The sequence below is a fragment of the Brevundimonas sp. LjRoot202 genome (assembly GCF_964253355.1).
Lineage (GTDB): Bacteria > Pseudomonadota > Alphaproteobacteria > Caulobacterales > Caulobacteraceae > Brevundimonas.
This window is the reverse complement of the sequence record NZ_CAXUQW020000005.1, coordinates 1-19,523: the sequence shown is the minus strand read 5'-3', so window position 1 is coordinate 19,523 and position 19,523 is coordinate 1. Positions and strand designations below refer to the sequence as shown.

The 19,523-nt window shown below is 69.6% G+C and carries 18 protein-coding genes; 5 read left to right on the top strand and 13 right to left on the bottom strand.

Translation table 11 applies throughout. The annotated features are described in order from the left end of the window. Positions 1–39: 39 nt before the first annotated feature. Positions 40–861, bottom strand: a complete 822-nt coding sequence (locus ACSQ1L_RS10375; protein ID WP_435994634.1) for a hypothetical protein — start codon at positions 859–861, stop codon at positions 40–42. Positions 862–1,101: 240 nt separating this feature from the next. Continuing rightward, positions 1,102–2,223, bottom strand: a complete 1,122-nt coding sequence (locus tag ACSQ1L_RS10370) for a Rieske 2Fe-2S domain-containing protein (RefSeq protein WP_435994632.1) — start codon at positions 2,221–2,223, stop codon at positions 1,102–1,104. Between the two features lie 122 nt (positions 2,224–2,345). On the opposite strand from ACSQ1L_RS10370, the gene ACSQ1L_RS10365 reads away from it, so the two are divergent. Both ACSQ1L_RS10365 and ACSQ1L_RS10360 read left to right on the top strand, forming a co-directional pair. Then, complete coding sequence (locus ACSQ1L_RS10365) at positions 2,346–3,293, top strand: alpha/beta fold hydrolase (RefSeq protein WP_435994630.1); 948 nt, start codon at positions 2,346–2,348, stop codon at positions 3,291–3,293. Positions 3,294–3,411: 118 nt separating this feature from the next. Then, the gene (locus ACSQ1L_RS10360) at positions 3,412–5,532 is read left to right on the top strand and encodes a transglycosylase domain-containing protein (protein WP_435994628.1); all 2,121 of its coding nucleotides are present in this window, start codon (positions 3,412–3,414) and stop codon (positions 5,530–5,532) included. Here ACSQ1L_RS10360 and ACSQ1L_RS10355 read toward each other — a convergent pair. The 3 genes from ACSQ1L_RS10355 to ACSQ1L_RS10345 form a co-directional block, all read right to left on the bottom strand. Then, positions 5,529–6,245 carry a M48 family metallopeptidase gene (locus ACSQ1L_RS10355; protein WP_435994626.1) on the bottom strand — a complete coding sequence of 239 codons (717 nt, stop codon included), beginning with the start codon at positions 6,243–6,245 and terminating at the stop codon, positions 5,529–5,531. The two genes, ACSQ1L_RS10360 and ACSQ1L_RS10355, sit on opposite strands and share 4 nt — an antisense overlap. Further along, positions 6,211–7,491 carry a polyhydroxyalkanoate depolymerase gene (locus tag ACSQ1L_RS10350; RefSeq protein ID WP_435994624.1) on the bottom strand — a complete coding sequence of 427 codons (1,281 nt, stop codon included), beginning with the start codon at positions 7,489–7,491 and terminating at the stop codon, positions 6,211–6,213. The genes ACSQ1L_RS10355 and ACSQ1L_RS10350 overlap by 35 nt, the downstream gene beginning before the upstream one ends. Positions 7,492–7,619: 128 nt before the next feature. Next, the gene (locus ACSQ1L_RS10345) at positions 7,620–8,243 is read right to left on the bottom strand and encodes an SCO family protein (RefSeq protein ID WP_435994622.1); all 624 of its coding nucleotides are present in this window, start codon (positions 8,241–8,243) and stop codon (positions 7,620–7,622) included. A gap of 53 nt (positions 8,244–8,296) precedes the next feature. On the opposite strand from ACSQ1L_RS10345, the gene ACSQ1L_RS10340 reads away from it, so the two are divergent. The 3 genes from ACSQ1L_RS10340 (at position 8,297) to ACSQ1L_RS10330 (ending at position 10,939) form a co-directional block, all read left to right on the top strand. Beyond that, positions 8,297–9,805 (top strand): ActS/PrrB/RegB family redox-sensitive histidine kinase, encoded by a 1,509-nt coding sequence (locus tag ACSQ1L_RS10340; RefSeq protein ID WP_435994620.1) that lies wholly within the window; start codon positions 8,297–8,299, stop codon positions 9,803–9,805. Between the two features lie 70 nt (positions 9,806–9,875). Further along, positions 9,876–10,430 carry an ActR/PrrA/RegA family redox response regulator transcription factor gene (locus ACSQ1L_RS10335; RefSeq protein WP_435994618.1) on the top strand — a complete coding sequence of 185 codons (555 nt, stop codon included), beginning with the start codon at positions 9,876–9,878 and terminating at the stop codon, positions 10,428–10,430. Positions 10,431–10,510: 80 nt separating this feature from the next. Further along, a complete protein-coding gene (locus ACSQ1L_RS10330) occupies positions 10,511–10,939 on the top strand; it encodes a hypothetical protein (RefSeq protein ID WP_435994616.1) in 429 nt (142 codons plus the stop codon). Between the two features lie 66 nt (positions 10,940–11,005). Here the strand turns inward: ACSQ1L_RS10330 and pnp are convergent, their stop codons facing one another. The 8 genes from pnp to infB form a co-directional block, all read right to left on the bottom strand. After that, positions 11,006–13,234, bottom strand: coding sequence for a polyribonucleotide nucleotidyltransferase (pnp, locus tag ACSQ1L_RS10325; RefSeq protein ID WP_435994614.1), 2,229 nt, complete (start codon positions 13,232–13,234; stop codon positions 11,006–11,008). A gap of 249 nt (positions 13,235–13,483) precedes the next feature. Then, complete coding sequence (gene rpsO, locus ACSQ1L_RS10320) at positions 13,484–13,753, bottom strand: 30S ribosomal protein S15 (RefSeq protein ID WP_435994612.1); 270 nt, start codon at positions 13,751–13,753, stop codon at positions 13,484–13,486. Between the two features lie 10 nt (positions 13,754–13,763). Next, on the bottom strand, positions 13,764–14,696 hold the full coding sequence (gene truB, locus ACSQ1L_RS10315) for a tRNA pseudouridine(55) synthase TruB (RefSeq protein WP_435994610.1): 933 nt from the start codon (positions 14,694–14,696) through the stop codon (positions 13,764–13,766). Beyond that, positions 14,696–15,133: a 30S ribosome-binding factor RbfA gene (rbfA, locus tag ACSQ1L_RS10310; protein WP_435994608.1), complete on the bottom strand. Its 438-nt coding sequence runs from the start codon at positions 15,131–15,133 to the stop codon at positions 14,696–14,698. Before rbfA ends, truB begins: the two co-directional genes overlap by 1 nt. A 61-nt stretch (positions 15,134–15,194) precedes the next feature. Then, positions 15,195–15,908 (bottom strand): DUF2459 domain-containing protein, encoded by a 714-nt coding sequence (locus ACSQ1L_RS10305; protein WP_435994606.1) that lies wholly within the window; start codon positions 15,906–15,908, stop codon positions 15,195–15,197. Next, entirely contained in the window at positions 15,905–16,579 is a 675-nt protein-coding gene (locus ACSQ1L_RS10300; protein WP_435994604.1) for a hypothetical protein, read from the bottom strand. The genes ACSQ1L_RS10305 and ACSQ1L_RS10300 overlap by 4 nt, the downstream gene beginning before the upstream one ends. 39 nt (positions 16,580–16,618) lie before the next feature. Beyond that, the gene (locus tag ACSQ1L_RS10295) at positions 16,619–17,131 is read right to left on the bottom strand and encodes a hypothetical protein (protein ID WP_435994602.1); all 513 of its coding nucleotides are present in this window, start codon (positions 17,129–17,131) and stop codon (positions 16,619–16,621) included. A 75-nt stretch (positions 17,132–17,206) separates the two neighbouring features. Continuing rightward, on the bottom strand, positions 17,207–19,523 hold a 2,317-nt coding region (gene infB, locus ACSQ1L_RS10290), incomplete at its 5' end, for a translation initiation factor IF-2 (protein ID WP_435994600.1).

The window sequence follows — 19,523 nt, the reverse complement described above, 5'->3', positions numbered from 1 at the left end:
GGCTGGTCGCCGTTATTCGCATGGGCTCGTCAGTCAGAGCTAAACGGGATCCCGCACCAGGCTGGCTGACGGCTTTTGCCTCTCTCTCAGTAGAACGGTGGTGGCGAGCAGGGCCGCGACAATTGCGAATGCTGCGAGGAAGGTCGATGCCTCGGTTGGAGCCCCTACCAGACGGGTGAGCGGATCAATGAGATCGAGACGGGTCAGCCAAGCCTTCATGGCCTCCGCCAGCAAGTAGGACGCGGCGGCGAAAAGATAGGGCCAATTGTGACGCCAATCCTTGATGAGGAGGAGCAGCACGATGGCCAGAATGATCGCCAGACCCGTCTGGCCGGCAGTCTGGAAACGATAGAATGTTTCCGGCCCCTCGATGCGGAATGGAGGCGCGAAGGTCAAGAGAGCGAAGAAGAGCGCCGGACCCAGGAAGAGGATGAGGGTGCTGCAGAGCAGCGCACCGTGCACCTTCCTGCGTCTTTTCAAGACGAACGCCAAGAGAAGGACGAGGGCCAGCCAGAAGGTTCCCAGGACGTTTTGGACGATCAGGATGTCCTCCTCGCCCGAGGCGAGCGCGCTGTTGGCGCTATGAACCGTAAGCAGGGCCGCCGAGGCGACCAGGAGAGGACCCGCAGCCAGCACTGCCAGGCCCCACAAACGATGCCGAGCCCGCTGGCCGCGCGAGAGAAGCACCATCTGAGTGAACAGCAGCCCCATCCAGATGTAAGTCGTGGCCACATGCAGATAGTGGTGGGGCTGGGGATCCGCGCCCTGACCGAAGTAGATATTCCAAAAGCCCAGCAGGCCGACAACCATCGTCAAACTGAGCAGCGTTAGCTCCGCCGCATAAGGCTTGTAGCGCGCCATCCCAGACCCCTGAGAGCGGCCGCCCCGCGAGAGGACGGCACCGATCGAAAAGGTCGCATGGCCGCAGGAAACTCGCAACGTGGGAAGGCTGCTTGGTCCCCCGGTGGGCATGTTCGCAGCCCTTCTGATCCACATGATGAGTGATCACCCGGATCTTCGAACGATCAAGGCCCGCCTCCCACCCTTTCGGGCCCCTACTTGCGTCCGCTTCTGGCTTCGGAGAGCGCGGCGTCGTGGGCCTCAGCTCTTCCACCTCAGCACAGCCGGTTTGACCGGATTGGCGAACGCCCGGCCCTCGGCCCGGCTCTTCGCCCATTCGCGCTTCAGCTGCTGGTACCATTTGGCCTGTCTGTCGGCGTCGTCGATCCAGATCAGGGCCGGGTCGTAGCGCAGGCCCTCGTTCTGCAGGTTCACCATGCCGCCGTCCTGCTTGAGGAAGGCGACCACGCCCATGCGCAGGAAGGGCTTGGCCAGGCCGAACACCCAGTGATCGGACCAGAAGATCTGGGTGATCCGGGTCTTCGTCTCGCTGACCGGGGTCAGGCAGGTCAGGGCCAGCACCTGTTTCTCGCCGACCTGGATATGCTCCCAGCGATAGCCGGGCAGGCGGAAGGTGATCTCGGTCGCGGGGGCGCCGCCGAGGATCTTGTAGGCCCGGCTGTTCGAGGACGGGGCGTGCCGGACCATGGCGAAACCCAGCTCGCGCGGCTCGAAGGCCTTGGCCTTCTCGTGCATCGAATGTTCGGAGCGCCACCACCACTGCTGATGCACGTAAGGGCCGTGGGCGGGGTCCATCAGACCGACCACCGCGTGGTCGATATGGGCCTCGAAATCCATCCACTCGACCAGTTTCGCCTCGCCGCCGACGACGCCGGGGAAGAGCGGCGGCTCGTGGTCGGGTTCGGCCGGATTGCGTGGGTCGGACGAGACCCAGATGAAGACCATGCCCTGGCTCTCGCGCACCGGATACGACCGCACCCGGATGCGGTTGGGCTCATAGGCCTGGTCCTCGACCAGCGAGGGGATGGCGGCGCAGACGCCGTCGGGACGAAAGCGCCAGCCGTGGTAGCAGCACTCGATGGTCTCGCCCTCGCCCGGCTTCTCGACCAGCCGCCCCGCCGACAGGGGCGCGGCCCGGTGCGGGCAGATGTCGCGCATGGCGTAGGCCTGGCCGGCGCGGGTGCGGCCGATCAGGACCGGCTCGCCGAGCAGTTCGTGCCGCTTCAGCGAGGCGGGCTTCACGTCGCGCGACAGGGCGACGAAATACCAGGTGTCGAGCACGAACCCCTTGCCGAAGGCGGCGGGCGGGGCGGACCGGGTGTCGGCGGATGCTGCGACGGAAGCGGTATCGGGAGGCGTCATGTCTGCTATTCTAGGCGCGGGCCCGGCTTCCCCGCCAGCCGCCGCACGCCTGAATATGAAAAGTACTTCACATTGCAAAGTGAGTGACGTATCCGGGCCGGGACGTTCGAGAGGAACCGCCGATGAAATCCGCCCTTATGGTCCTGATGGCCACCGCCGCCCTGACCACGCCCGCCTTCGCCCAGGACGCTCACGGCGCCCATGACCCCGCCGCGCCGGCCGTCGGGCATGGCCACCATCACGCCGACTTCGACTCCGGTCGCTTTCACGTCCGCATCGACGGGCCCGAGGCGCCGGTCGGCGACGTCATCCTGATCCCCGGCCTGTCGTCCTCGCCCGAGGTCTGGGACGGGCTGACCGACGAGCTCAAGGGCCGCTATCGCGTCCACCGCATCCACGTGCAGGGCTTCGCCGGCGCGCCGGCCGAGGACAACGCCGAAGGGCCGGTTTCCGCGCCGGTGGCCGAGGACATCGCCCGATATATCGCCGAACAGGGACTGGAGAAGCCGGCGGTGATCGGCCACTCGATGGGCGGCACCATCGGCATGATGCTGACCGCGCGTCATCCGGACAGCGTCGGCCGGCTAATGGTCGTCGACATGGTGCCGTTCATGGGCGCGATGTTCGGACAGCCGGGCACGAACCCGACGCCCGAAAGCGTCGCCCCCGTGGCCGACATGATCCACCAAAGCATGGCCAATTCGTCGCGTGAACAATGGCTGGCCGAGTCGGGCCGCGCCATCACAGGGATGATCAACACCGAATCCCAACGCGCCGGGCCGCTCGAGGCGGGCGCAACGACGGATCAGAAGGTGGCCGCCGCGGCCATGCGCGAACTGATCGTCACCGACCTGCGGCCCGAGCTGGCGCGGATCACCGCCCCGACCACCGTGCTCTACGTCAAGTTCAACGATCCGCGGATGACGCCCGAGATCACCGACGGCATCTACCGCGCCTCGTTCGCCAACCTGCCGTCGGCCGAACTGAAGCGGATCGACGACAGCGCCCACTTCATCATGCTGGACCAGCCCGCCCTGTTCGCCGCCGAGGTGAACGCGTTTTTAGAATAGGGCGTTCAGGGGTCATGGTTTCGGCGGAAACGTCCTTCACGGTCCCGTGACGACGTGAGGGGCGTTTGCGCGCGTCCGGCGAACGGCTAAGACCTGAACCGGACAGAATGAGGTTTCAATGGCGGGTTCCGGCTTCAGCTTCAGGCGGGGCGGCGGTGGCGACGGGAGTCCGAAGCCTGCCCGCACCGCCCTGCAGCGCCTGGTCTATTGGGGATCGGTGCTGGCCATCTGGGGCGTCATCTTCCTGGTCGTCTTCTTCGCGGTGTTCGCCCGCGACCTGCCCGACACCTCGACCCTGTACAACGTCGATCGCCAGCCCTCGATCACCTATCTGGACCGCAACGGCGCCCTGATCGCGGTGCGCGGCAGCCAGATGGCCCCGCCGGCCGATCTCGACGCCCTGCCCGACTATGTCCCGGCGGCGTTCATCGCCATCGAGGACCGGCGCTTCTACCATCACCCCGGCTTCGACCCGATCGGCATGACCCGGGCCATCGCCGCCAACATGCGCGCCGGTCGGGTGGTGCAGGGCGGCTCGACCCTGACCCAGCAGCTGGCCAAGAACCTGTTCCTGAGTCCGGACCAGAACATCAAGCGCAAGGTCCAGGAGTTGATGCTGGCGGTCTGGCTGGAGATGAAATTCTCCAAGCAGGAGATCCTCGCCCTCTATCTGAACCGGGTCTATTTCGGCGCCGGCGCCTATGGCATCGAGGCGGCCTCGCAGCGCTATTTCGACAAGGGCGCCAAGGACCTGACCGTCGGCGAGGCGGCCCTGCTGGCCGGCCTGCTCAAGGCCCCGTCGCGCTATTCGCCGGTGTCCGAGAGCGAGCGCGCCGCGACCCGCGCCACCGTGGTCCTGAACGAGATGGTCGACGCCGGGGTGATCACGCCGGAACAGCGCGCCCAGGCGGTGACCGAGCCGGTGCGGGTGTCGCGGACCCTGGCCAGCCAGCACGCCCAGTATTTCGTCGACTGGCTGGACAAACAGATCCGCGAACTGGTCGGCGAACCGACCGAGGACATGATCGTCGAGACGACGCTGGACCTGACCCTGCAGACCTCGGCCGAGCGGGCCGTGCGCCGCATCCTCGACCGCGACCGGTCGCGGGGCGTGCAGCAGGCGGCGCTGGTGGCGCTGGACGGCGAGGGCCGGGTGCGGGCCATGATCGGCGGCGCCTCCTACGCCGACAGCCAGTTCAACCGGGCCGTCGACGCCCGCCGTCAGGCCGGCTCGGCGTGGAAGCCGTTCGTCTATCTGACGGCGCTGGAGAGCGGCTATACGCCCCAGACCATGGTCAACGACGCGCCGATCCGCATCGGCAACTGGTCGCCGCGCAACTACACGGGCGATTTCCGGGGCGAGATGCCCCTGTCGCAGGCGGTGGCGCAATCGATCAACACCGTCGCCGCCGGTCTCGCCGAGCAGGTCGGGCAGGGCAATGTCGCCCGCACGGCGCGCCGCCTCGGGATCACCAGCCGCATCGGGCTGGAGCCGGCCATGGCGCTGGGCGCGGTCGAGGTTTCACCGCTGGAAATGGCCCAGGCCTATGACGCCTTCGCCAACGGCGGCAAGCGGGTCGAGGCCTACGGCATCAGCCGCATCCGCACCCCGCAGGGCCGGATCATCTACCAGCGCGCCAGCCGCGAGAGCGGACCCGTGCAGGCGATCTCGAACCCGTTCCTCTATTACCAGAACCAGATGCTGCGCGGGGTCATGACCTCGGGCACCGGCCGGTCGGCGGCCATCGCGGGTCGTGACACGGCGGGCAAGACCGGCACCACCTCGGACTACAAGGACGCCTGGTTCGTCGGCTACACCGGCGGCTTCGTCACCGCCGTCTGGGTCGGCAAGGACGACAACAGCGCGATGCGCGGCGTCACCGGCGGCTCGTCGCCGGCGGCCATCTGGAAGGGCTTCATGGAGGCGGCCCTGCCGCGCCTGAACGCCCCGGACATCCCCAACGGCCCGGCCATGCCCGAGGGCTGGCGGCCGCCCAGCCCGGTCGAGAGCCTGATCGGCCAGATCGGCGACCTCTTCGGCGACAATCCGCCCGCCGACGGAGCGGTCCCCCTCGACGAGCCGCTGCCGGAGCCCGTGCCGCCACGGCGGGAGCCGGAACCGCGCCGGGACGCGCCGGCCGTACTGCGCCCGACCCAGCCGCAGCCGCAGCGCGACCCGCCGGCCCCGCAGCCGGAGCCCGCGCCGCCGCCGGAAAAGGCGGAGCCGCTGTTCTTCTAGCGCCCGATCGCGTGTAACGCCGGGCCGTTGTCGCGCAGCCACTTGCGATGCGGGCGGTGGTCGCCGACGAGGCGCTGGACCACCGACCAGTAGGCCGGGCTGTGGTCGGCGTGGACCAGGTGGGCGACCTCGTGGGCGGCCAGGTAGTCGATCACCGGCGGCGGGGCCATGATCACCCGCCAGCTGTAGCGGATGGTCCGGTTGTGCGGGCTGCACGAGCCCCAGCGCGACTTCGGGTCGGCGATCGACATCTTCACCGGGCGCAGCCCCAGCGCGCGCAGGTGCACGTCGGTGCGGGCCTGGAGCGTTTCCCTCGCCACCCGCTTGAACAGGTTCTCGACCCGCCGCGCGAAGGCCTCGCCCTCGCCGCCCGAGACGATCAGCGGGCCCTCGGCGTCCTCGGTCAGGCGCGCGGCGCCGGCGCCGCCGCTGGCGGCCAGACGGGTGGGGCGGCCGAACAGGGCCACGGTCGCGCCGGGCTCGAGCGGCGAGCCCTGCGGCCGCTCGGCCAGCCGTTCGCGCATCCACTGGGCCTTGGTGCGGGCGAAGGCCACGACGTCGCCCAGCTTGCGTTCGGACGGCGCCACCAGCACCGCCTCGCCGGCGCGGCCGTCGATGCGGATCGACAGTCGGCGGGCGCGCGGATTGACCGACAGCCTGGCCGGGACGCCGACGGCGTCAGGCGGCAGCCGCTGACCGTTCCGGTACTGCACTCAGGGCCTCGTTGAGGGCGATGAAATCGCGCACGCGCGGATAGATGTCGTCGCGGAAGCGGCGGCCGTTGAAGACGCCGTAGTGGCCGACCTCCGGGTGGACGTACAGCATGCGCCGGTCGTCCGGCAGGCTGGAGCACAGGCCGTGCGCCGCCTGGGTCTGGCCGACGCCGGAGATGTCGTCCCTGGCGCCCTCGACGGTCATCAGGCCGATGTCCGTGATCGTCGTCAGGTCGACCTTGCGCCCGCGGTGTTCCAGCAGGCCGCGCGGCAGCAGATGCTGCTGGAAGACGATGTCGATGGTCTGGAGATAGAACTCCTCGCTCAGGTCCAGCACCGACAGGTACTCGTCGTAGAATTCCTCGTGCTTCTGCGCGCCGTCGCCATCGCCCTCGACCAGATCCTGGAAATAGCGCCGGTGGGCGTCGATATGCTTGTCCTCGTTCATCGACATGAAGCTGTAGAGCTGCACGAAGCCCGGATAGACCCGCCGCCCGAAGCCCGGATAGGGCCACGGCACGGTGTGGATCATGTTCGATTTGAACCAGGCGAAGGGCTTCTCCTCCGCCAGTTCATTGGTCACCGTCGGCGACAGGCGGGCGTCGATCGGCGAGCCCATGAAGGTCATCGAGGCGGGCCGGTTCGGATCCCCATCCTCGGCCATCAGGGCGCAGGCGGCCAGCACCGGCGGCCCCGGCTGGCAGACGCCGACCACGTGGGCGCGCGGGCCGATCACGCCCAGCATGGTCCGGACGTGGTCGATGTAGTCGAAGAAGTCGAACCGCCCCTCCAGCATCGGAACCTGACGGGCGTTGGTCCAGTCGGTGACATAGACGTCGTGGTCCTGCAGGAAGCCCTCGACCGTGCCGCGCAGCAGGGTGGCGTAGTGGCCCGACAGCGGGGCGACGATCAGCACCGCCGGGGCGGCGGCGGGCTTGCCGGCCCGCTTCAGGTCGCCGACGTTGCGCGCGAACCGCACCAGACGGCACCACGGCGAGGACCACACCACCTGTTCGGTGGTGCGCACCGGACGGTTCTCGATGGTCACCGTCTCCAGTCCCCAGGCCGGCTTGCCGTAGCGGCGCGTGACGCTCTCGAACAGTTCGGCCGACGCGTAGGCGGTGCGCCCTATGGCGGTGTCGGCGGCCGGATTGAGCGGAGAACTCCAGAACTGGCGGGCCATCTGGGCCCCGAACCGGAACGGCGTCGCCGATGCGTAGGCGAGCTCGTGAAGCGAATACAGCATGCGTGTCCTGAGACGGCCCCCGCCGATATATGGCAGGGCAGCATAGAACGCGCCGCACTGCAAAACGACTATCTTCGATCAGTTTGTCGTGAACGGCTCAGGTTCCGTTCCCGACAGCGCGGCCTGGCTCAACCGCGCGCCATCGCCCGTTCGATCACCTCGGCCGAGGTCTCGGGGCCCAGTTCCTCGGCCACGGCGGTGCGGAACTGGCCGTCGGGGCCCATCAGATAGACGGTGAGCGAGTGGTTCATGGTGTAGTCCTCGCCCTCCCCGACCTTCTGGTAGAAGGCGCGGTAGGCGTCGGCGGCCGCCCTGACCTGCTCCGGCGAGCCGGTCAGACCGATGACCCCCTCGGGGAAGCCGTCGGAGGACAGGTAGTCCTTCAGCGCCTTCGGCGTGTCGCGCTGCGGGTCGACGCTGATGAAGACGATCTGCACATCCTTCGCCTTGTCGCCCAGCCGCCGCTTCGTCGCGTCGAGCGCCTGCAGGGTGGTCGGGCAATAGTCGGGGCAGTAGGTGAAGCCGAAGAAGACCAGCGACCACTTGCCCTCCAGCATCGACTCGTCGACCGCCTGGCCGTTGTGATCGACCAGCTGGAACGGCCCGCCGACCTCGGCCTGGCCGGTCGAGATCACCTCGCCGGCGGCGGGCCCGCCGGCCGGGCGGCTGACCACGACGAAGGTCGCCACGATGATCGCCACGGCGAACATCAGGCAGGCGGCGGAGAACAACAGGATGGAACGGCGCGGCATCACGACCCCCGGCAAGACGCGCCACGCGGGCGCGGCTGGTCTATAGAAGAGCCGTGAGCCCGACCCAAGACCCCCTGTCGTCGCAGTCCGTCCTCGCGGACGCTCACGCCCATGCGGAGGGCGGCGGCCGCTTCGGCGGCTGGCGCAACCTGCCGCGCCGCAGCCGGGGCCTATCGTTGCGGACGCTGGTCATCCTGCGCTGGATGGCCATCGCCGGCCAGAGCGCCACGGTCGCGGTGGCCACGGCGTGGTTCCACTTCCGGCTGCCGCTGTGGGCCTGCCTCGGCGTCATCGCCGCCAGCGTGGCGATGAACCTGAACGCCACCGCCCGGCTGCAGCGCAGCGACGGCTCCGCCCCGGACGGGACGCTGACGGCGGCGCATCTCGGTTTCGACATCCTGCAGCTCAGCGCCCTGCTGGCGCTGACGGGCGGGCTGCAGAACCCGTTCTGCCTGCTGCTGGTGGCGCCGGTGACGGTGGCCGCCGCCTCCCTGCCCGGGCGGCAGGCGGCGCTGATGGGTCTCCTGGTGCTGGCGGCCACGGTCGGCCTGTTCTTCTTCTCCATGCCCCTGCCGTGGCAGGCCGGGACCGAACTGGAGCTGCCGCCGCTGTATCGCTTCGGCACCGGCCTGGCCCTGATCACCGGCGTGATCTTCACCGCCGCCTACGCCTGGCGGGTGGCGGCGGACGCCGAGAAGCTCGAGCTGGCCCTGGCCACGACCCAGGACGTGCTGCAGCGCGAGCAGCGGCTGGCGGCGCTGGGCGGGCTGGCGGCGGCGGCGGCGCATGAACTCGGCACGCCGCTGGCGACCATCCAGGTGGTGGCCCGCGAACTGCTGCGGGAAGCTTCGGACAACCCGGCCGCCGCCGAGGATGCGGCGCTGATCCTGCAGCAGGCCGAACGCTGCCGGAACATCCTCAAACAGCTCTCGCAACAGCCCGAGGAGGGCGACGCCGCATTCGCCGAGGTCGGGCTGAAGGCCCTCCTCGAAGAGGTGGTCGAGCCGCACCGGGGCTTCGACCTGGCCTTCGAGGTGGCCGTGCGCACCGCGTCCGGCGAGGCCGAACCGAGAGTGCGCCGCCTGCCCGAGGTGGTGCACGGCCTGTCGACCCTGGTCGAGAACGCCGCCGACTTCGCCAACAGCCGGGTCCGGGTGCAGGCCCTCGTCGACGCCGGCTTCATCGAGATCGAGGTGGTCGACGACGGCCCCGGCATCCCGCCCGACATCCTGCCGCGGCTGGGCGAGCCCTATGTGACGAGCCGCCCCCAGGGCAAGGCGCGGCGCGCCCTGGCGGCCCAGATCGCCGCCTCGGTGGCCGCCGCCGCCCCGGGCCGCAAGGGCAGGAAGGGCGACAAGGCCGCGCCGGCCGCCGAGAAGATCGCCCCCAGCCAGGGCGGCATGGGCCTGGGCTTCTTCATCGCCCATACCCTGCTGGAGCGGACCGGCGGCAAGGTCTCGGTCGGCGCGGGCGAGGGCGGCCCCAACCCCCAGAAGGGCCAGCCGAAGGGCGCGCGGGTATCCATTCGCTGGCCCCGGCCCGCGCTGGAGGTTTCGTCGTGATGTCGCACCCCCCATCTGAACCTTGACCGCAGGCGCGTCGTTACCGACTTCAGTTCCAAGGAGAACGCCGATGCCCGAGACCGAAGACCGGATCGCCGCCCTGGCGGACAGGACCCTGCTGCTTCTCGACGATGACAACGCGCTGCGCACCCGTCTGGGGCGGGCGCTGGAGAGCCGGGGCTTCGAGGTCGTCACCGCCGCCTCGGTGGCCGAGGCCCGAGAGGCGCTGCGCACCTCGGTCCCGGCCTTCGCGGTGCTCGACATGCGGCTCGAGGACGGCAACGGGCTGAAGGTGGTCGAGGCCATCCGCGACCGGCGCGAGGACGCCCGCATCGTCATGCTGACCGGCTACGGCGCCATCGCCACCGCCGTGGCGGCGGTCAAGGCCGGCGCGGTCGACTATCTGCAGAAGCCGGCCGACGCCGACGATGTGGTCAAGGCCCTGCTGGCCACCGGCGAGGCCCCCGAGCCGCCCGACAATCCGATGAGCGCCGATCGGGTGCGCTGGGAGCATATCCAGCGGGTCTATGAGCTGTGCGACCACAACGTCTCGGAGACGGCGCGGCGGCTGGGCATGCACCGGCGGACGCTGCAGCGGATCCTGGCCAAGCGGGCGCCGCGGTAGCCTGACGCTAACTGACGCCGTCGCCGCCACGCTCGACAGTCGGGATCGGGTCCCGTTAGAGGCTGGGCAAGGGGGATCCGATGATCGTTGCTCTGCTATCCGTTCTCGCTCTGGCGCCCTTCGGCGATCCCGAAGGCTGGAACACGCTCCAGTCTGACGAGGAGGGCGTCTTCGCCTACCGGCGGCTGGAGGCCGGGACGAGCGACGCCGGGCCACGGGCGCTGGTCAGGGTGACCCCGGCCGAGACGCGGGAATGGACAACCGGCGAGCTCACCTACGAATTCGTCTGCGAGGCCAGGACCTGGACGATTCTGGGACTCAGGAGCCTCGCCGCCGACGGCAGCGAACTCCGCTCGGTCACGGTTCCCGAAGACCGCCTTGACCCCGAACCGATCTACGCCGGCGACCGCGAAGCAGCCGCGATGTACGCCGACCTTTGCCCCGAAGGCCCACCGCTGGAGGAGCGCGAGCCATCGCCGCTGCCGATCGCGGTCACACCGGTCCGCTGAAGCCGGTGATGGAAAAAGGCCCCGGCGTTTCCACCGGGGCCTTCTTCAGTTCAGCGATGACGCCGCCTAGCGACGGCTGCGGCCGCGGTCGCGGTCGCCGCCGCCTTCACGCTTGGGACGGCCGCCGGTGTCTTCCGACATCGGGGGCTCGCCACGCTCGGCGCGCTCGGCGTTGATCTTGTCGGTCAGGTCCTCGCCGGTTTCCTGATCGACGACCTTCATCGACAGCTTGGTCTTGCCGCGGTCGTCCATGCCCAGGAACTTCACCTTCACTTCCTGACCTTCGGTCAGGACGTCGGCGGGGTTGGCGACGCGCTCCATGGCGATCTGCGACACGTGGACGAGGCCATCCTTGGCGCCGAAGAAGTTCACGAAGGCGCCGAAGTCGACGACCTTCACGACCTTGCCGGAGTAGATCATGCCGGGCTCGGGCTCGGACACGATCGACGAGATCCAGTTCTTGGCGGCGTCGATCTTCTCCTGCTCGGAGGCGGCGATCTTCACCGTGCCGTCGTCCTCGATGTTGATCTTGGCGCCGGTCTTTTCGACGATCTCGCGGATGATCTTGCCGCCGGTGCCGATGATGTCGCGGATCTTGTCGACCGGAACCTTGATCTGCTCGATCTTGGGCGCGAACTCGCCCAGTTCGGTGCGGGCGCCGTCGATGGCCTTGTCCATCTCGTCGAGGATGTGCAGACGGCCGGCCGAAGCCTGGGCGATCGCCTTGCGCATGATCTCTTCGGTGATGCCCGCGACCTTGATGTCCATCTGCAGCGAGGTGATGCCCTCGCGCGTGCCGGCCACCTTGAAGTCCATGTCGCCGAGGTGGTCTTCGTCACCCAGGATGTCGGACAGGATGGCGAACTCGCCCGACGGCTCGAGGATCAGGCCCATGGCGATGCCCGAGACGGGACGCTTCAGCGGCACGCCCGCGTCCATCAGCGCCAGCGACGAACCACAGACCGTGGCCATCGAGGACGAGCCGTTGGACTCGGTGATCTCCGACACCAGACGGATGGTGTAGGGGAATTCTTCCGACGACGGCAGCATCGGACGGATCGCCCGCCAGGCCAGCTTGCCGTGACCGATTTCCCGACGGCCCGCGCCGCCCATCCGACCGGTCTCGCCGACCGAATAGGGAGGGAAGTTGTAGTGCAGCAGGAACTTCTCTTTGTAGGTGCCGCTCAGCGCGTCCACGTACTGCTCGTCCTCGCCGGTGCCGAGGGTGGCGACGACGATGGCCTGGGTCTCACCGCGGGTGAACAGGGCCGAGCCGTGGGTGCGCGGGAAGACGCCGACTTCCGAAACGATCGAGCGCACCTTGTCGAGGGCGCGGCCGTCGACGCGGTGGCCGTTGTCGATGATGTCGCGACGCAGGACGTGGGCTTCGCATTCCTTGAAGGCCGTGGCGAACTTGGAGGCGTCGACGCCGTCCGGCTTCTCATCGGTCTTCACCAGGGCTTCGGCGGCCTTCTTCTTGGCCACGTCCACGCCCGAGCGGCGGTCGTATTTGCCCACGTGGGTGTAGGCGGCCTTGATGTCCTCGCCGACCAGCTTCTGGATCGAGGTGACGATGTCCGAGACGTCGTCGGCCTGGAAGTCGAAGGGCTCCTTGGCGGCGTGCTCGGCCAGGTCGATGATGGCGTCGATCACCGGCTGCATGCCGCGATGCGCGAACATCAGGGCGTTCAGCATGATCTCTTCCGACAGCTCCTTGGCTTCGGATTCGACCATCATCAGGGCGTCCTGGGTGCCGGCGACGACGAGGTCGAGTTGGCTGTCGGGCATCTGGTCGAGGGTCGGGTTGAGCACCATCTCGCCGTCGATATAGCCGACGCGGGCCGAGCCGATCGGGCCCATGAAGGGAACGCCCGAGATGGTCAGGGCGGCCGAGGCGGCGATCATGCCGAGGACGTCGGGGTCGTTCTCCATGTCGTGCTGGAGGACGGTGACGATGACCTGGGTCTCGTTCTTGAAGCCCTTGACGAACAGCGGGCGGATCGGACGGTCGATCAGGCGGGAGACCAGGGTCTCCTTCTCGGTCGGACGGCCTTCACGCTTGAAATAGCCGCCCGGGATCTTGCCGGCGGCGAAGGTCTTTTCCTGGTAGTTGACGGTCAGCGGGAAGAAATCCAGGCCCGGCTTGGGCGCGCGGCCGTAGACGACGGTGGCCAGGACCACGGTCTCGCCGTAGGTCGCCAGCACGGCGCCGTCGGCCTGACGGGCGATGCGGCCGGTTTCCAGCGTCAGCGGGCGGCCGGCCCAGTCGATCGTCTTGCGTTTGATATCGAACATGTTTCGTCTTTCGTATCCCGCGGGCGGATTCCGCGCGGGGTCCCATCAGTGGGTGGAGCGTCGGGCGTTCAGTCCTTCGGTCCATGGGCCGCCACGCCATCGCGACGGACCCGGGAGGTATGAGGACCGGTGTTCAGCCCTCGCGTCATGCGCCGGATAATCCCGCGGCGCGCGGTTTGGTTCTGGATGCGGAACGAGGCGCGGACATGGCCCGCGCCTCGAAAAACTCTTCCGCTCGTCCCGTCGCCCTTAGCGGCGCAGGTTCAGCTTGCCGATCAGCGCGGTGTAGCGCTCGCGATCGACCTTCGACAGGTGGTCAAGAAGGCGACGACGCTGCGAGACCATCTTGAGCAGGCCGCGGCGCGAGTGGTTGTCCTTCTTGTGGGTCTTGAAGTGCTCGGTGAGGTTGGCGATGCGTTCCGAGAGGATCGCGACCTGGACCTCGGCCGAACCGGTGTCGCCCTCGGTGCGGGCGTTGTCGGCGATGACTTCGTGCTTGCGGTCAGCAGTAATCGACATCGGGTAACTCCTATTGGAGGTTAAAAACGCGGTCGGGTTCTAGCCGGCCGGCCCGCAACTGACCGAGAGCGACGAGGGTCTGGCCCTGAAAGGCTGAAACGGTTCTGGAGCCCTCCCGAAGGCGGCTCTTGAGCGTTTCGACCTGTCTGGGGAGCAGAACGATCGGCCGTCCCTGCCGAAGCGAGAAGGCGTCTTGATCCGTCACGGCCAGCTCCGGGATGTCGTCCAGGGCGGTCGCGACGGGAAGCAAGCCTTCCGAGGCGGCGTCCCTATGCACCAGATCGGTCAGGAAATCCAGCGATACGGCGTTTTCCGTCGAGAACGGTCCGACCCGCTCGCGGCGCAGGGCCGAAACATGCCCCTCGGCCCCCAGGGCGGCGGCCAGGTCGCGGGCCAGAGAGCGGACGTAGACGCCCTTGCCGGTGCGGATGGTGAGCTCGACATGGTCGGCGTCGGGGCTGTCGGTGACCGCCGCCTCGTGGATGGTCACCCGGCGCGAGGCCAGTTCGAACTCGGCCCCCTCGCGGGCCAGGTCGTAGGCGCGCTGGCCGTCGACCTTGATGGCGGAATACTGCGGCGGGACCTGGTCGATCTCGCCGGTGAAGGCCGGCAGGGCCGCGCGCACCGCCTCGACGGAGGGCCGCACGTCCGAGCGCGCGACGATCTCGCCCTCGCGGTCGAGGCTGTCGGTCGAGACGCCCCAGTTGATGGTGAAACGGTAGACCTTCTCCGCGTCCATCATGAACGGCACGGTCTTGGTCGCCTCGCCGAGCGCGATGGGCAGGATGCCCGAGGCCAGCGGGTCCAGCGTCCCGGCGTGCCCGGCCTTCTGGGCGTTGAACAGCCGGCGCACCTTCGACACCGCGTCGGTCGAACCCATCTCCAACGGCTTGTCGAGGCAGACCCAGCCGTTGACGACGTCGCCCTTCTTGCGGCGGCCCATCAGAGGTCTTCGTCGGACTTGGCGATGTCGGCCTGCACCCGGGGATCGTCGAGCAGGCGGTTGAGCCGCTCGGCCGCCTCGAAACTCTCGTCGTGACGGAAACGCAGGTCCGGTGTGAAGCGCATGTCGATGCGCCGCCCGAGCACGCCCCGCAGGAATTTGGCGTGGGCGTTCAGCGCCTTGATGACCTCGTCGACGTGGCCGGCGACCGGAGCGCTGTCGACGCCCGCGCCCAGCGGCTCGACGAAACAGGTGGCGTGTTTCAGGTCCGGCGACAGACGCACCTCGGTGACGGTGACCGAGACGTCCTTCAGGGCGGCGTCGTGGATGTCCTCCTCGCGCAGGACATCGACCAGGGCGTGGCGGATCAGCTCGGCCGCGCGCAGCTGGCGCTGGCTGACGGTCCCGGCCTTCGGATTGGGTTTGCGGCTGCTCATCGTTCGATCCTCGTCGCCCGCCGGGGCTCGGACCCGGCTCGAAAAAGCGAAGGGGCGGGGTCTAGGCCCGCGGGGCGGCGGTGTCCAGTTCGGCCCGGTCGATCGCCGCCATCAGCTCGGACGAAACGATCGAGCGGAACGGACGCACCGGCAGGCCCGCCGCGTTGAGGACGCCCGCCGTCCAGTGGTTGCACAGATGGGCGATCGAGAAGGTCTCGCGGCTGGCGAAGAAGCGGGCGTCGTCGCCCTCTCGCGCGGCGGCGATGCGCGGCGCGCCGCTCGACAGGTCCAGCGACGCCTCGATGTGCGCGCTCAGGGCGTCGAACCCTTCCGGCGTGAGGCGGAAACTGCGGCGGCCGTCCTCGGCGAACAGGGCGCGTGGGTCGCGCTGGGCCGGATCGAGCATCAGCACCGAGGCGTTGCCCGGCCGGAAGAAGGCCCGCGCCCCGTCCGGCAGCCGGGACTCCATCGGGCTCTGGTCGACATAGAATTTGGCGTCGCCCCAGCCGATCAGGATCCAGTCGCCGGCCGGCAGCGCCCGCACCGCCTCGGCCAGCGGACCGCCCCGGGCCTCCAGCGCCGCGCGCGGCACGGCCAGGTCGGTGTGGAAGCCGTTGTCGAGCAGATGCAGCTCGACGCCCCGGCCGTCGGGCGCGGCCCGCCAGCGGGCGAGGTCCCCGGGCGCCGTCCAGGTCCACAGGGCGGCGATGAGGCCCACGACGGCGGCGGCGAGCAGGACGCCGAGGCCGGTGCGGGAGGCTTTCCTGCGCTTCATCGGGCGGTGAAACTCCAGGCGCCGCACAGGGCCGAGGGCGGCGTATCGGGACCGACGACGGCGCCGGCCCGGAACAGCGCCAGGTCGACCCGGGCGCCGCGGTGGAGCAGGGCGGCCGTCCCCGCCGGCTCTCCGCCGCACAGGCGGGTGGGCGGCGCCGCCCGCGCCCCCGCCGGCGCGATGACCGCGCGCAGTTCGATCTGGGCGTCGGCCGGGGCGTCGAGCCGCGCCGCGAAGGTCTGGCCGGGGGCGAAGGCGTCGCGGCCGGACGCGATGCGCAGCGGCCGGGTGCGCAGGCGCTCGCCGTTCTCGAACCGCAGTTCGGCGCCGGCCGCCGTCAGCGCGCCGACGGCGGCGCGGGTCGTTTCGTCGGCCGGCCTGTACTCACCCCCCAGCCCGGCGGTGGAGCCCGGCTCGGCGACGAGCGGCCGCGCCTCGTCCGCGACGGCCGTCTTCAGGCCGTCGAGACCGTCGGCGGCGCCGTCCGGCAGACGCCCCATCCAGTCGGCGACGCCGCGCGCGACGGGCCCGGCCCCGGCCCGAAGGCCCTCCCAGGCGGCCACGGTCTGCGTCTGTTCGACGGCCAGCAGGAACAGCACCAGGCAGACGAACGACAGCCCGCCGGCGAGGCGCTTCATCGCGGTCTGGGGGCTGGCCGAAGCGGCGCTCATGGCGCCGACCCTAGCCGGGGCGGATGAAGAGGTGAACGCCTATCGCCCGACAGGGGCGCCGTCGTCCCCGACCCTCGGCGCGGGCGGCATCGCCCATTCGCCGCGCCAGTCGTAGGACAGCTGGACGCAGTAGCGGTAGGCCCCGTCCGACCAGCGGCCGACGGCGTGCAGGGTCAGCGGACGGCCGAGCCGCACCCGGCCCATCACCAGCCAGACCTCCTCCGAACCGGGGCACAGGGCCCGCGACAGGCCGCGGCCGTCGCCCTCGGGGGCGATGGCGTAGACCGAGGTCTCGCGGGCGCCGGCCGGCAGGGCGCGGCGCACGGCGTCCGGTCCGCCGCGGCGGATGTCGGCCGAACCGCGCTGCGAGGTGGAGATGATCCGGCGCACGCTGATGGCCCCGAAGAGGCCGCGGTCGGCCTCCAGCGTCACGCCCTGGGTCAGGGCCTGGGTGACCCGGTCCGAGGCGTCATAGGCCAGGTAGCGGGTCTCGGCCGCGGCCGGACCGGCGGCGGCTGTCGCGGCGAGGGCGAGGATCAGGAGACGGCGCATGGGGGATTCATCCGCGATGCATAAGGCAAAACGGCGGCGCTTTCGCACCGCCGTCTGGTTGGGTTCGGACCCGGCCTACTCCAGCGTGCGCTGGATTTCCTCGACCGTGAAGCACTCGATGTAGTCGCCGGCCTTGATGTCCTGGAAGCCCTGGAAATGCATGCCGCACTCCTGGCCCGACGGGACCTCGTTGACCTCGTCCTTGAAGCGCTTGAGCGTCGTGAGCGTGCCCAGCTCCAGCACCACCACGTCGTCGCGGATGATGCGGACCTTGGCGCCCTTGCGGACCACGCCCTCGGTGACCCGGCAACCGGCGATCTTGCCGGTCTTGGAGATGTCGAACACCTGCAGCACCTGGGCGTTGCCCAGGAAGGTTTCGCGCTGCAGCGGCGCCAGCATGCCCGAGAGCACGCCCTTCATGTCGTCGAGCAGGTCGTAGATGATCGAATAGTAGCGGATCTCCACGCCCTCGCGCTCGGCCAGGTCGCGGGCCTGTTTCGAGGCGCGGACGTTGAAGCCGAGGATCGGCGCCCCGGCCGACTTGGCCAGCTGCACGTCGCTCTCGGTGATGCCGCCGGCGCCCGACATGACGGTGCGCGCGCGGACCTCCTCGTTGCCCATCTTGTCCAGCGAGCCGACGATGGCTTCGGCGGACCCCTGCACGTCGGCCTTGATGATGACCGGCAGTTCCGAGACCTTCTTGGACTGCAGCTTGGACATCATGTCGACCAGCGAGACCTGGTTGATGCCGCCGGTGGCCTTCTCGCGCTTCACGCGGGCGCGGTACTCGGTCAGTTCGCGGGCGCGGGCCTCGCTCTCGACCACGGCGAAGGGCTCGCCGGGGCTGGGCGCCTCGTCCAGGCCGAGGATCTCGACCGGAACCGACGGACCGGCCTCTGTCAGCTGGGCGTTGCGCTCGTCGAGCAGGGCGCGGACCTTGCCCCAGGCGGAGCCGGCCACGACGATGTCGCCGCGCTTCAGGGTGCCGCGCTTGACCAGGACGGTGGCGACCGGGCCGCGGCCCTTGTCCAGCTTGGCCTCGATGACCACGCCTTCCGAGGTGCGTTCCGGATCGGCCTTGAGGTCCATGACCTCGGCCTGCAGCAGGATGGCGTCGATCAGACCCTTGAGGTTGGTCCGCTCCTTGGCGGAAACCTCGATGATCTGGGTGTCGCCGCCGAGGCTTTCGGCGATGACTTCGTACTGCAGCAGTTCGTTGACGACCTTCTGCGGATTGGCGTCCGGCTTGTCGACCTTGTTGACCGCCACGATGATCGGGGCGTTGGCGGCCTTGGCGTGCTGGATGGCCTCGATGGTCTGGGGCATGACGCCGTCGTCGGCGGCGACGACCAGAACCACGATGTCGGTCACGTTCGCGCCGCGCGCCCGCATGGCGCTGAACGCCGCGTGGCCCGGGGTGTCGAGGAAGGTGACGCGGTCGCCGCTTTCCAGGCGGACCTGGTAGGCGCCGATGTGCTGGGTGATGCCGCCGGCTTCGCCCGCCGCCACGTCCGTGGTGCGCAGCGCGTCGAGCAGCGAGGTCTTGCCGTGGTCGACGTGGCCCATGATGGCCACGACCGGCGCGCGGGGCGTGGTCGCCTCGTCGTCGACGGCGTCCGACAGGAAGCCCGTCTCGATGTCGGATTCGGAGACGCGCTTGACGGTCATGCCGTACTCGTCGGCCACCAGTTCGGCGGTGTCGGTGTCGATGACGTCGTTGATCTTCACCATCAGGCCCTGACGCATCAGGAATTTGACGATGTCGACGCCGCGCACGGCCATCCGGTTGGCCAGGTCGCCGACGGTGATGACGTCGGGAATGACGACCTCGCGCGGACGGTTCGGCGCGTCGGTCGAGCCGCCCTTGCGCTTTTCCTTCTCGCGTTCGCGGGCCCGGCGGACCGAGGCCAGCGAGCGCATCCGCTCGGCGGCGTCCTCGTCGCCACCGGCCACGGCCTGGATGGTCAGGCGGCCTTCGCGGCGCTTGGGCTCGCCGCGCGTGCGGCTGACGGCCTTGCCTGGTCCGGCGTCCGAGAAGCGCTTGTCGCGATCCTCCTCGACCTTGCTGCCCGCGGGACGGCCGAAGCCGGCGCGGACGGGACGGGCGACGTCAGGCGTCGCGGGCGGCGCATTAGGGGCCGGACGACCGCCGGGGCCGGTGCGCGGACCGCCCGGTCGGGCGGCGCCGGGAGCCGGGCGGGGATTGAGGGCTGAATAGCGGACCGGTTCGGCCGGACGGCCGGCGGCGCCCTGCGGACGGGCGGGCGCCTGGGGACGTTCGGCGTAGTTGCGTTCGCCGCCGCCCATGGCGGCTTCGCGGGCCGAGCGGCCGCCGAAGGCGGGGCGTTCGGCCGCGGCGCGGCCGGGAGCCTGCGGCTTGGGCGCGCGCTGA